Source organism: Erwinia sp. L03-1, from assembly GCF_058686115.1.
Window position 1 is genome coordinate 2,111,941 of sequence record NZ_CM178762.1, and the last position, 11,963, is coordinate 2,123,903.

The following is an 11,963-nucleotide window of genomic DNA, read 5'->3' on the forward strand; positions in this document are numbered from 1 at the left end:
CTTATTTCTCGTCTGGCGTCAGTTCGCCGCGCAGATTAACCTGCATCAGCTGACGTACCCTGTCGCTCGAAAGACCCTGCGACAGTAAAAAATGGAGCTTGGTTAGCGTCGCCTCGACGGTCAGATCGTAACCGCTGATCACCCCTGCAAGCGCGAGCGCGTTGCCGGTGGCATAACCGCCCATATTGACCTTACCGGACATACACTGAGTCAGATTGATAACCACTATCCCGCGCGAGGAAGCCTCTTTAAGCTCCTTCAGGAAGGCAGGGTTTTGGGGGGCATTACCTACCCCGTAGGAGCGCAGAATCAGCGCCTTTACCGGCTGCAGGAGAAAATTACTGACCACATCGGCTGAGATACCGGGATATATCGTCACCACGCCAACCGGCTGCGGGGTAATCGGATGCACGATCAGCTCACCCTCGCCGTGGGGAGCAGGCGGGGTGTTCAGACGGCGGATATGAATCCCGGCTTCAAGCAGCGGGGCCAGATTGGGTGAGGCGAACGCATTGAAACCGTCGGCGTGTGCCTTGGTCGTGCGGTTACCGCGATAAAGCGTATTGTTAAAAAACAGAGAGACTTCATTTATCGGGAAGTTCGCCGCCACAAAGAGTGCATTCAACAGATTCTGCTGTCCGTCGGAGCGGAGTTCCTCAAGCGGAATCTGTGACCCTGTCACAATTACCGGCTTGGCGAGATTTTCCAGCATAAATGAGAGCGCCGACGCGGTGAAGGCCATGGTATCGGTGCCGTGCAGGATCACAAAACCGTCATAGCGATGGTAGTTCTGACGAATATCATCGGCGATAATCTGCCAGTCCTGCGGGGTCATATCCGATGAGTCAATCAGTGGCTGATACTCATGGATGGTAAAGTCAGGCATTTCGGCGCGATGAAACTCGGGCATATTTGCCAGCTGGGTCTGCAGATGCCCCGACACCGGAATATAGCCCTGGGAAGAACGCTGCATGCCTATGGTTCCACCCGTATAGGCCACGTAGATAGATTTCTTTTGCATGTTTAAGCTCTGGCCTGTCGTACAGGCGCATGACAGGAATAGGGGTAAAAGCAGCCCGACATGATGCCGGGCTGCCGCCGGGTTATTTCACCTGACCACAGGTCAGGCAGATGGCATAGCGATTTTGCGGATCGTTAAGATTATCAAACAGGCCGGGCTGATTTCTCATTGCCGCCATGGTGTCCATAACCGGCGCGGGCAGCCACACCTTCAGGACGTCAGGCAGCGCGGCGCGAATTGAGACATCCATCTGACTGAACAGCATATCAAGCATGCCCGGATCGTCCTGATACCAGTTTAGCTGGGGCTGTTTCAGCTTAGCCAGCTCGGTCGCTTTGGCAACGGCATCGTCAAAGTCGCCCAGCGCGTCAACCAGTCCGTTTGCTTTAGCATCGCTGCCTGTCCAGACGTGACCCTGCGCGATCTGGTCGATCTGCTCCGGCGTTTTATTACGGGCCTGTGCCACCAGATTGAGGAAGTTTTTATAACCGTTCTCAATGCTCAGCTGCATCATCTGCTGAACTTCAGGCGGGAGCGCCCTGGTGGTGGCCACATCGGCCAGCGGCGAGGTAGACACGCCATCCGTATGAACGCCGATCGCACCGAGTGAGTTTTCGACGGTATTAATCACGCCGAAAATCCCAATCGAGCCGGTCAGGGTATTCGGGCTGGCAATGATGTAGTTGGCCGGGGTGGAGACCCAGTAGCCGCCCGATGCCGCCAGGCCGCCCATGGAGACGACCACCGGTTTACCTGCGGCTTTCGCCGCCGCCAGCTCTTCGCGAATGGTTTCGGAGGCCGTTACGCTGCCGCCGGGACTGTTAACGCGAAATACAATGGCTTTAATCTTCGGATCCAGACGTGCCTGACGAATTTCCATCGCGGTGGTATCACCCCCCACGTTGCCCGCCGTCTCGTCGCCATCCATGATCGCACCGTTAGCCATAATCACCGCGATATTGCCGTCGGCTGACTGCTTATCTTTGACCTGATAGTCGTAGATGCTGGTACCGTTGAAATCTTTTGCTTCTTTATCCCAGCCGAAAACTTTCGTCAGCTGCTGATCAACCGCCGACCGCGAGGCTAACTCATCCACCAGCCGGGCATTTTTGGCGTATTCAGCCGTGTCGCCGCCGGTTTTCTGTAGTGCATCGAGCAGGCCCTGCGCACCCGGGAAAACCTGATCCGGGGTGATCTGACGGTTGGCCGCCAGGGTATTGAGATAGTTTTGCCACAGCTCGCCCATCCAGCGGCTGTCCGCCTCGCGCGCTGCCGGAGACATATCATCACGCAGGAACGGCTCAACCGCCGACTTGTAGGTCCCCACGCGGAAGACGTGTGAAGAGACCTTCAGCTTATCCAGCAGTGTCTTATAGTAGAGTCCGTTAGTGGCAAAACCGTGGATATCCACCGTACCCTGCGGGGAGAGATAAATTTTATTGGCAAAGCTGGCAAGGTAGTACTGTGCCTGACTGTAGCTGTCACCCGTGGCGTAAATCTGTTTACCGCTGTCGCGAAATTCGCGCAGGGCCTTACCCATATACTGAAGCGAGGGCTGATCGGCACCGGCGAAATCGCGCAGATCGAGCACCATACCAGTAATATTGGCATCACCTTTCGCCTGGCGGATGGCATCCACTACGTCAAACAGCGAATTCTCCTTCAGGCGGTTGCTATTGGTACCCAGCAGCTGGCGACCAAGTTTGCTGAGCTTATTGCTGACGGAGGGCTTATCGACCACCGTGCCGCTAAGATCAACAATCAGTGCGCCTTTCGGAGATTGTTCGGGTGTGGCAGGGCGGCTGAACTGAACATAAATTCCAATACAGATCAGAATCAATACCACCAGAAACAGATTAAGAATGAACTCACGGACGAAATTCAGCAGTCGCCATGTCCATTTAAAAAAACCAGCGATTGCTCGCCACAAAGTGCGCATATTATCTCCATAATCGCGGTAAAAAAGCCCGTTTCACCGGGTGCAAAAACGCACTAACGGCGAAACCGGAGCAGGATGGTGACATCCTAATTAGCCAGGGCGCTATTGTCAGCAGGAAAAAGCGCCATGCTGTAACAAATCATCATCCTGTGCTAGTTTCTGCTAAATCAGAATCATTATCAGGAGAAATTTATGGATGCGCTGGATTTAGTGGTTAACCGTCGTTCTGCCTCGCGGCTCAGTGAACCGGCGCCTGCGGGGGAAGCCCTGGAGAATATCCTTCGTGCCGGTATGCGCGCGCCCGACCACGGCACGCTCCAGCCGTGGCGCTTTAGCATTATCGAAGGCGCAGGACGCGAACGCTTCAGCCAGCTGCTGGAAACGACGGCCCGTCAGGATGATATGGATTTAAAGGCCATTGAAAAGGCAAAACAGTCTCCGTTTCGCGCGCCGATGATCATCACCGTTGTAGCGCGATGCGAAGATCATCCGAAGGTCCCGCGCTGGGAGCAGGTGGTTTCCGCAGGCTGTGCGGTGATGGCAATGCAGATGGCTGCGCTGGCGCAGGGGTTTAACGGCGTCTGGCGTACCGGTGCCTGGACTGAGCATCAGGCGGTGCGCGAGGCGTTTGGGTGCCGCGAGCAGGATAGCCTGGTGGGTTTTCTGTACCTTGGTACGCCCCAGCTCAAATCTTCCACTACCGTTCTTCCGCCCAACACCGCGCCATTTGTCAGTTATTTCTGAGTGACAGCGGGTCACAATCCCCGCAGGCTTGTGACCCGCCCTGCAATTTGTCGCGATAATAAGCAAACGGAGCGGCAATTATGCGCCCGGACTTACCACGCTTAGCCTGACAGGTTACCATTGCGGACCATGATACCCGCGCCCGCGTCGCGGGTCAGTTGAGGTGTACGCCACAGTATTCTGGCGACACCGGGTGAACTGATGCCGCTGTACGCCGGGCGTTCAGTAACAGAAATTGTAAGTTAAGCAGGATGTCATTTCGCATGCGTTTGTTTATTGCCGAAAAACCCAGCCTTGCCCGCGCGATAGCGGATGTGTTACCAAAGCCGCACCGCCGGGGCGAGGGCTACATTGCCTGCGGGCCGGATAATATGGTGACGTGGTGCGTCGGGCACCTGCTGGAACAGGCGCAGCCAGACAGCTATAACAGCCGCTATGCGCGCTGGTCGCTGGCCGATCTGCCGATTGTCCCGGAAAAATGGCAGCTACAGCCGCGGCCTTCGGTAGCAAAACAGCTCAATGTGATCAAGACGCTGCTGGAACAGGCGACAGAAGTGATCCACGCCGGGGACCCGGACAGGGAAGGGCAGCTGCTGGTGGACGAGGTGCTGGATTATCTGGCGCTGCCGGCAGGTAAGCGCGAAAAGGTGCAGCGCTGCCTGATTAACGATCTCAACCCCCAGGCGGTTGAGCGGGCGGTGGGGCGGCTGCGTGAAAATCGCGAATTTATCCCGCTGTGCGTCTCTGCGCTGGCGCGGGCGCGGGCCGACTGGCTTTACGGCATCAATATGACCCGTGCCTACACGCTGCTGGGGCGCAACGCTGGCTACGACGGCCTGCTGTCCGTAGGTCGGGTACAAACGCCGGTACTGGGGCTGGTGGTGCGGCGGGATGAAGATATAGAAGGCTTCGTGCCAAAAGATTTTTACGAAGTTAAGGCGCATATCGTCACGCCCGCTGATGAGCGATTTGTCGCGCTATGGCAGCCCAGCGATGCCTGCGAATCCTGGCAGGATGAGGAGGGGCGTTTGCTGCATCGCCCGCTGGCAGACCATGTGGTGGCGCGTATTGGCGGTCAGCCTGCCCACGTCACCAGCTATAACGACAGGCGGGAAAACGACACGGCGCCGCTGCCTTTTTCCCTTTCCACGCTGCAAATTGAAGCGGCGAAGCGCTTCGGCCTTAGCGCGCAGACCGTGCTGGATACCTGCCAGAAGCTCTACGAAACCCACAAGCTGATCACCTACCCTCGTTCGGACAGCCGTTACCTGCCGGATGAGCACTTCGCCGGGCGTCATGCCGTTCTCAATGCGATAGGTGTGCACCAGCCCGATCTGCAAACGCCTGCCGATTTTGACAGTGACCGCAAGAACCGCTGCTGGGACGATAAAAAAGTGGATGCGCACCATGCAATTATCCCGACGGCACGCGGTGGCACCCTGCGCCTGAGTGAAAATGAAAGCAGTATCTACCGGCTGATCGCCACCCAGTATCTGATGCAGTTTTGCCCCGATGCCGTCTACCGCAAATGCGTGATCGAACTTGATATCAACGGCGGGAAATTTATGGCGAAGGCCCGATTTTTGGCCGAAGCGGGCTGGCGTGCGCTGCTCGGCAGTAAAGAGCGGGATGAGGAAAATGACGGCACGCCGCTACCGGTGGTGGCAAAAGGGGATGAGCTCCTCTGCGAGCGCGGAGAAGTGGTGGCGAAGCAGACACAGCCGCCCAGACCCTTTACCGATGCCACGCTGCTCTCAGCGATGACCGGTATTGCGCGCTTCGTCCAGGATAAAGATCTAAAGAAAGTGCTGCGTGCGACCGATGGTTTAGGGACAGAAGCTACGCGCGCCGGGATTATTGAGTTGCTCTTCAAACGGGCTTTTTTGTTTAAAAAAGGGCGCTATATTCATGCCAGTCCCGCCGGGCGAGCGCTGATCCACTCGCTGCCAGAGATGGCAGCCAGACCGGATATGACTGCCCAGTGGGAGTCCACGCTGACTAAAATCAGTGAAAAGCAGTGCCGCTATCAGGATTTTATGATGCCGCTGGTAGAGACGCTGCATAATCTGATCTCGCAGGCCCGGCAGCAGCCCGCCGCGCATGCATTCCGTGGCCTTCCTGCGGCAGAAAATCGTAAAAAACCGGCGCGTCGCAGGGCGTCCAAAGCGAAGGAAACTGAGTAATGAGAAAAAATGCCGTAGTGATGCTGTTTGCTGCGCTGCTGTTAAGCGGTCAGGCAGCGGCAACCAGTCAGAGCCTGCACGTTGGCGGCGGGCAGGGCAGTGATGTGAGCAGTGGATACGGGTCAGGCGGCGGCTATGTGCCAGCAGGCAGAAACAATACCGGCGTGGTGGTGGATATGCCGCCAGAGGCGTGGATGCAGGGGCAAAACAGCAATCAGCCGCCGTGTCTGCGCTGCTGTACCTGGGAGAATCGCAGCTATACCGAAGGATCGGTGGTGAAAATGGAAGGGGTACTTTTGCAGTGCCGCCGCGACGAACGCTCGGTCGGCACTAACAACCTGACCTGGCAAACGCTACATCAGAATTAACGATTAACCGGGCATTCGCCCGGTCAGATTAACGGATTATTCAAAACTAAACTGCGCCCAGACTGGCGCATGGTCGGAGGGTTTTTCCATTCTGCGAATGTCATAGTCAATACCGGTTGCGACGCAGCGTTCGGCCAGTGGCCTGCTGGCCAGCAGCAAATCGATACGCAGGCCGCGATTATCGTCAAAGCCTTTTGAGCGGTAATCGAACCACGAGAAGCGATCGCTGACCTCAGCGTTCTGCGCCCGCCAGGTATCTACCAGGCCCCAGCCCATCAGCCTGTCCATCCATTCCCGCTCTTCAGGCAGAAAAGAACACTTGCCGGTCCGCAGCCAGCGCTTACGGCTGTCCTCCCCGATACCAATATCGGTATCGGCGGAACTGATATTCATATCACCCATGATCAGCACCTGATTCCCGGGCTTTTGCTCCGTCTCGAGGAAGTTCTGCAGATCGCGATAGAATTTTTCCTTCGCCGGGAATTTGGTGGGGTGGTCACGACTCTCCCCCTGCGGGAAATAGCCGTTAATCACCAAAATATTTCCTGCGGGACTGGGGATCTCGGCCATGATCAGGCGGCGCTGGGCGTCTTCTTCATCTCCTGGAAAACCCCGTCTGACGGTGAGAGGCTCGGCTTTTGTCAGCAGGGCGACGCCGTAGTGACCTTTTTGCCCATGATAAAAGACGTGGTAGCCGTGGCTGGCGACCTCATCAAGCGGAAACATATCGTCGTGAACCTTGGTTTCCTGCAGGCCGATGACGTCAGGCTGATGCTGCTCAATAATGGCGGCCAGCTGGTGAGGACGGGCGCGCAGCCCATTGATATTAAAAGAAACAAATTTCATGGCGGAGGCTGTCTTTACGAAGGAATAAGCCCGGATGGTAGCAGAGTCTGGCGGTATATGTCATCCGTCATGCTCAGCCTGCGCCCGGTCATCGGCTTATCTACATGGGGTTCTACGCCGGAACCGCCGAAATTTCCGACCCGTGGTTTTTAGTGATCTTTCGGCACCTCAATGACGCCATCCGCAATTCCTTGAGCCAGCCTTTCCATCCATTTTGCGAAGCGAAAATATCCAGGGTATTGCAGGCAAATGTAGTCCATCTGGACTTTTGAAGCGCTGTCCATCACCCGTTTAAAGGCATCCATATAGTCATAACAGCCTTGCAATAACTGAGCATCGCCATTTTCTGTCAGGGGAAACCGGTAGGCATAATCATGAACTATCTTCGCCAACTGTCGCTGTTCTGCGGTTAAATCGACCCTATTCTCTCCTCAGTAGTGTCAGAGGAGGTATCTACCTCCTCTGATTTCCTTCGTTATCAGGCACAACAACGATCGTTCCATGAATCACGATAGATAATATTTCCTTCCGTATACTTCCAGGTAATCGCCTCATAACGCAATTCGAGTGTTTCAAGATGGGTGCTGCTCATGCCATTAGGGGCAAGGTAAGGGGAAACCGTCGTGTTTTTGATGTTTTCCAGGATGATATTGAAATATCAGACTCAATGCCCGATTCCAGTATTCGGTACATCTTGATCGTTGCTTTTTTCAGTGTGCGGCCTTCACACACGGCGCGATACAGAATAGGTGTCGTTTGGTCAAATTCTTTCACTATCGTGATCGGGCTATGAACGCGCGTTCCGGTAAGTTTGCCCCTGCTGGGATCTACTGGAATGGTTACACCATGAGAAAATGATTTTAATTCGATGGAACCCAAACGCAGGGGCATTAAACAACTGCCAACAATCGGCGATCCGTTTTCATCTTCAAGCCATAAATGAGCGGGAGTAGACATATAATTTCCTTATCAGTGATAATTTAAATAACTGTGATGTTCACGCTGTCAACATTTAAAGTAACGCGTAAAAATAACAATCATAACTATGGCGAATACGCCTATAGGCCAGACAGGGCTATCAGGGAAAAAATACCCCTGAAGCAGTGCGAAAATAATTGTGAGAATCACAGGCCCGTACAGCGATGATAAAAACCTGAGTTGCCACAGTATAAATTTCTTTAGTGATTGAATCATGGTTATCGGATCATCCGGGTGATGATGTTTGCTATACCGGAATCAGACGACCATTGTGCTTCAAGTGCGCCCGCACGCTCGAATACCGGTTCAATCAGGAAATACATCATTTCCAGTTGTTGCATGTAAAGCGCAGAGTAATAGGCTGGGTATTGGACGTGTAGACGATGGGCACTAGCGCCCTTTCCTAATGTTTCAACTTGATTTGTGACCTGTTGACCGACAGCTGAAACGGCATGATCTAGTTTTAATGCGAGGATTTTATTGGCCTGAAGGTAATTGATGACTTCATCGTTGTTGTACATAGCCGCTCCTTGCTAATTTTCAGTAAGTCCAATTGTTCATTTTTTCCCACGGGAAAGCGTCCGGTAAACAGTCGGACGCGAAACGGAAAATAATTCAGCCAAATCGCTGATTGAGTACCCGCCGCTTCCGTGCATCCTGCAAAGCTCTTTTTGCTGCTTATCAGACAATTTTGGTTGTTTCCCTCGCAGTTTCCCTTTTGCTCGTGCGATGGCCATACCTTCGCGGGTACGCAGCCGTATCAGGTCACCTTCAAACTCTGCAAAGGTAGCCAGCACATTAAAGAACATCTTCCCCATCGGGTCCGCAGGATCGTAGATACTGCAGCCCAGAGCCAGCTTCACGCCACGGGCCTGAAGGGCATCAGCAATTTCTCTTGCGTCTGGTACTGAACGGGCCAGACGGTCAAGCTTGGGAACAACCAGTGTGTCGCCACTACGAACGGCGGCCAGCGCCTGGTCCAGGCCGCAGGCGATTTGAACCGGTCAACCCTTTATCGATGTAAATTCTGTCCAGGGAGACACCGAGTTTCACCAGCGCTTCCTGCTGAGCAGTCAAATCTTGCTTGTCGGTCGAACATCGTGCATAGCCGATCCGTATTTCTGTCATAAATATGTACGTTTAAGGGGCCATGAAAGAGATTGATGCCTTACCAGTTATATGAGACAACGTCATCAGTGATTTTATCTGAAACACCAAAATTTATTTTACTGTCCGTTGAACGATCCTCTTACGGACACGATTAATCGAGGTCAGGATGACAACTCGTGATACAGCAACAGGCAAAAGTTAACGACTGGCGGTTTTAAACAGTGCTGAGCAGGAAGCGCTGTATGGTTATCCTGAGCCGTTATTTTCATGGTGGGTCACTTCCGAACCAATCTCCTACTAAGCATGAACGCTATGCGCAGCGGGAAAAAATCTGCGCACTATATGGTTACCGGCCGTGGGCATCTTCGCTGTCTTCACAACTTGAGCAACAGGCTGCCCACATTGTTCACCGCGATGTAACTCCCGGTTTTGTCGCCACCGAGCTGATTATCTGGCTCAACGCGCATAAAATTATCCGGCCCGGTTACACCACTCTCCAGGAGCTGGTAAGGAAGGTTCTTTCTGATGAAAGGCAACGGCTGGGACGTATTTTGACGGAACAGCTTGATGATGCAACTATTGCCGGTCTGGACAAACTGATTGAACGCGACGATACCCTTTCCCGACTCGCGGTCCTCAGGCAGGATGCGCGTGACTTTGGCTGGCGCCAGATGGTCCATGAACGGGAAAAACGGGCCATACTGGCGCCGATGCACCGTAAAGCCTGCGACATTTCATCGATACTGAATATTTCCCAGCAAAAACCCCTACATGGCTCCACCTGCATCGCTATCAGCAACCGCTATTAAGGTGTAGGGGCAACTGTAGAGAGGGGTAAGGTGCGGCATAGGTATGGGTGAAGATGCAAATCTGGATTAAGCTGGGGGAGGTCGTAATGGTGGTGGGGGAAGGATTCGAACCTTCGAAGTCGATGACGGCAGATTTACAGTCTGCTCCCTTTGGCCGCTCGGGAACCCCACCAGGGGAAGCGTATTACAATATCAAATCTGAGTTTCTCATCCTTTACCTTGCGGTGACGGGACGGCCTGAAAAGCGCTAACAATACGGCTGGTGCGAATGGTGGTGGGGGAAGGATTCGAACCTTCGAAGTCGATGACGGCAGATTTACAGTCTGCTCCCTTTGGCCGCTCGGGAACCCCACCACTGGCCTTGCTCGCTCTGTTCACTCAAGCGGGGCGCATCATATCAGATGAAATACGGGTGTAAACCCCGCGCACCCCGAATATCAATCGTTTGCCGCTTTTTTGCCCTGACTGCTGCATTGTCAGTCAAAAAAGCCTTTTATGCCATGACAGACCGGGGCATTACAGGATAATCGTGCGGTTGCCATAAACGAAAACGCGCTGGGCAAGCACCTGATAAAGTGCGCGACTCAACGCATTTTTTTCAACGTCGCGGCCGGCACGCATCATATCCTCGGCCGTATAATTATGATCTACGTGGATCACTTCCTGGATAATGATAGGACCCTCATCAAGATTGTCATTCACGTAGTGCGCCGTAGCGCCAATAATTTTCACGCCGCGTTCATAAGCCTGGTGATAAGGGCGGGCACCGATAAAAGCAGGCAGAAACGAGTGGTGGATATTGATGATTCGATTGGGGTAGCGCTGAACAAAGGCTGGCGTCAGTACGCGCATATATTTTGCCAGCACCACGTAATCGGGCTGAAAACGATCAATTTCCGCAGCCATATTGTTATCGTGCTGGTCGCGGGTCAGGCCTTCGTGGCTCTGGAAAATAAACGGTATATCAAAGCGCTCGACCAGCGTGCGCAGGGTTTCATGGTTGCCAATGACGGCTGCGATCTCAACATCCAGTCCACCGTATGCGCTTTTCATCAGCAGATCGCCCAGGCAGTGCGCTTCCCTGGTCACCAGGATAACGATGCGGCGACGTCCGGCTGAATTCAGCTCACGTATCGAACCCTCTGGCAGCGCGCTGTCTAAATCGGCCAGCAGCGTTGCGTCATTGAAAATGCCTTCCAGCTCGGTACGCATAAAGAAACGCCCGGTACGGTGATCGACGAACTCATTGTTCTGCACAATGTTCAGCTCGTGCTTGTAGCAAATATTGGTGATTTTTGCGATCAGCCCTTTGGCATCCGGGCAGATTGTTCTTAAAACTTTTCGTTGCAGTGTTTGCGGGTGCATTGCGATGGGGGTCCTGTCGAAGCAATTCTTGTGTTAATGGCGAACGCTACTGGCCGCAGCATTTCTTAAATTTTTTACCTGAGCCGCAGGGGCAGCGGTCATTTCGTCCCATTTCAGGGAATGTTCCGTCGATATAGTACCAGCGTTGTTCCTCACGAAGAAAGCGCGAACGTTCACTTATAAAGCTATGACGCTGATTTTCAGAGAATCTGGCAAAAAATGTAACAAACCCTTCAGAAGAATCCCGTGGTTTTTTTGCTTCAATAATATGTAAACTTAACCACCGGGTAGTGGCAAAGCTCGCTTCAAGCGCCGGGCGAAAGCCCTGTGCGCCGCAGGAAGGGTGCCAGGTCGCGATCAAATAATCTGCGTTTTGCATCGCATAAGCGGTATAGCGCGAACGCATCAGCGTTTCAGGCGTTGGGGCTAGTGCCATATCGTTTAGATAGGGGTGGCAACATAGGCTATACTCCAATCCGCTACAGCAGGGGCAAGGATCTGACACATTGACTCCGATAAAAAAATTAAGATGCTGATTTAAAACCAGGGCACCATGGTAACCGAGCAGCAGGGATGATGCTATTTGTAACTCAAGTCAAC

The 11,963-nt window shown here is 53.6% G+C and carries 10 protein-coding genes, 2 tRNA genes and 3 pseudogenes; 4 read left to right on the forward strand and 11 right to left on the reverse strand.

Features of this window, described 5'->3' with window-relative positions; translation table 11 throughout:
• Nucleotide 1: 1 nt before the first annotated feature.
• Nucleotides 2-1,021, reverse strand: coding sequence for an asparaginase (gene ansA, locus AC4PCC_RS09830; protein WP_345827710.1), 1,020 nt, complete (start codon nt 1,019-1,021; stop codon nt 2-4).
• A gap of 82 nt (nt 1,022-1,103) precedes the next feature.
• The gene (sppA, locus tag AC4PCC_RS09835; protein ID WP_492127251.1) at nt 1,104-2,960 is read right to left on the reverse strand and encodes a signal peptide peptidase SppA; all 1,857 of its coding nucleotides are present in this window, start codon (nt 2,958-2,960) and stop codon (nt 1,104-1,106) included.
• A 192-nt stretch (nt 2,961-3,152) separates the two neighbouring features.
• Between sppA and AC4PCC_RS09840 the strand changes: the two genes are divergently transcribed.
• The 3 genes from AC4PCC_RS09840 (at nt 3,153) to AC4PCC_RS09850 (ending at nt 6,255) form a co-directional block, all read left to right on the forward strand.
• On the forward strand, nt 3,153-3,704 hold the full coding sequence (locus AC4PCC_RS09840; RefSeq protein WP_492127252.1) for an NAD(P)H nitroreductase: 552 nt from the start codon (nt 3,153-3,155) through the stop codon (nt 3,702-3,704).
• 263 nt (nt 3,705-3,967) lie between these two features.
• Nucleotides 3,968-5,887: a DNA topoisomerase III gene (locus tag AC4PCC_RS09845; protein ID WP_067701377.1), complete on the forward strand. Its 1,920-nt coding sequence runs from the start codon at nt 3,968-3,970 to the stop codon at nt 5,885-5,887.
• Nucleotides 5,887-6,255, forward strand: coding sequence for a DUF1496 domain-containing protein (locus tag AC4PCC_RS09850; RefSeq protein ID WP_492127253.1), 369 nt, complete (start codon nt 5,887-5,889; stop codon nt 6,253-6,255). Before AC4PCC_RS09845 ends, AC4PCC_RS09850 begins: the two co-directional genes overlap by 1 nt.
• 36 nt (nt 6,256-6,291) lie before the next feature.
• Here AC4PCC_RS09850 and xthA read toward each other — a convergent pair whose 3' ends face one another.
• The 5 genes and pseudogenes from xthA to AC4PCC_RS09875 form a co-directional block, all read right to left on the reverse strand.
• The gene (gene xthA / locus AC4PCC_RS09855) at nt 6,292-7,101 is read right to left on the reverse strand and encodes an exodeoxyribonuclease III (RefSeq protein WP_492127254.1); all 810 of its coding nucleotides are present in this window, start codon (nt 7,099-7,101) and stop codon (nt 6,292-6,294) included.
• A 149-nt stretch (nt 7,102-7,250) separates the two neighbouring features.
• Entirely contained in the window at nt 7,251-7,493 is a 243-nt protein-coding gene (locus tag AC4PCC_RS09860; protein ID WP_492127255.1) for an arylsulfatase regulator, read from the reverse strand.
• 86 nt (nt 7,494-7,579) lie between these two features.
• Nucleotides 7,580-8,058, reverse strand: a pseudogene (locus tag AC4PCC_RS09865) (Hcp family type VI secretion system effector).
• Between the two features lie 239 nt (nt 8,059-8,297).
• Nucleotides 8,298-8,600, reverse strand: coding sequence for a hypothetical protein (locus AC4PCC_RS09870; RefSeq protein ID WP_492127619.1), 303 nt, complete (start codon nt 8,598-8,600; stop codon nt 8,298-8,300).
• 36 nt (nt 8,601-8,636) lie between these two features.
• A pseudogene (locus AC4PCC_RS09875) lies at nt 8,637-9,207 on the reverse strand (recombinase family protein).
• A 221-nt stretch (nt 9,208-9,428) separates the two neighbouring features.
• On the opposite strand from AC4PCC_RS09875, the pseudogene AC4PCC_RS09880 reads away from it, so the two are divergent.
• Nucleotides 9,429-9,962: pseudogene (locus AC4PCC_RS09880) on the forward strand (DUF4158 domain-containing protein); the annotation flags it as partial.
• A gap of 123 nt (nt 9,963-10,085) precedes the next feature.
• Here the strand turns inward: AC4PCC_RS09880 and AC4PCC_RS09885 are convergent.
• The 4 genes from AC4PCC_RS09885 to AC4PCC_RS09900 form a co-directional block, all read right to left on the reverse strand.
• Nucleotides 10,086-10,170: transfer RNA gene (locus AC4PCC_RS09885), tRNA-Tyr, on the reverse strand.
• 97 nt (nt 10,171-10,267) lie between these two features.
• Nucleotides 10,268-10,352, reverse strand: a tRNA-Tyr gene (locus AC4PCC_RS09890).
• A 162-nt stretch (nt 10,353-10,514) separates the two neighbouring features.
• Nucleotides 10,515-11,363, reverse strand: a complete 849-nt coding sequence (gene purU, locus AC4PCC_RS09895; RefSeq protein ID WP_067701387.1) for a formyltetrahydrofolate deformylase — start codon at nt 11,361-11,363, stop codon at nt 10,515-10,517.
• A 46-nt stretch (nt 11,364-11,409) separates the two neighbouring features.
• The gene (locus AC4PCC_RS09900; RefSeq protein ID WP_492127256.1) at nt 11,410-11,868 is read right to left on the reverse strand and encodes a YchJ family protein; all 459 of its coding nucleotides are present in this window, start codon (nt 11,866-11,868) and stop codon (nt 11,410-11,412) included.
• Nucleotides 11,869-11,963 lie beyond the last annotated feature (95 nt).

Bases quoted from the DNA above. Each gene is read 5' to 3' on its own strand.
- ansA (WP_345827710.1), bottom strand. From the start codon at position 1,021: ATGCAAAAGAAATCTATCTACGTGGCCTATACGGGTGGAACCATAGGC.
- sppA (WP_492127251.1), bottom strand. From the start codon at position 2,960: ATGCGCACTTTGTGGCGAGCAATCGCTGGTTTTTTTAAATGGACATGG.
- AC4PCC_RS09840 (WP_492127252.1), top strand. From the start codon at position 3,153: ATGGATGCGCTGGATTTAGTGGTTAACCGTCGTTCTGCCTCGCGGCTC.
- AC4PCC_RS09845 (WP_067701377.1), top strand. From the start codon at position 3,968: ATGCGTTTGTTTATTGCCGAAAAACCCAGCCTTGCCCGCGCGATAGCG.
- AC4PCC_RS09850 (WP_492127253.1), top strand. From the start codon at position 5,887: ATGAGAAAAAATGCCGTAGTGATGCTGTTTGCTGCGCTGCTGTTAAGC.
- xthA (WP_492127254.1), bottom strand. From the start codon at position 7,101: ATGAAATTTGTTTCTTTTAATATCAATGGGCTGCGCGCCCGTCCTCAC.
- AC4PCC_RS09870 (WP_492127619.1), bottom strand. From the start codon at position 8,600: ATGTACAACAACGATGAAGTCATCAATTACCTTCAGGCCAATAAAATC.
- purU (WP_067701387.1), bottom strand. From the start codon at position 11,363: ATGCACCCGCAAACACTGCAACGAAAAGTTTTAAGAACAATCTGCCCG.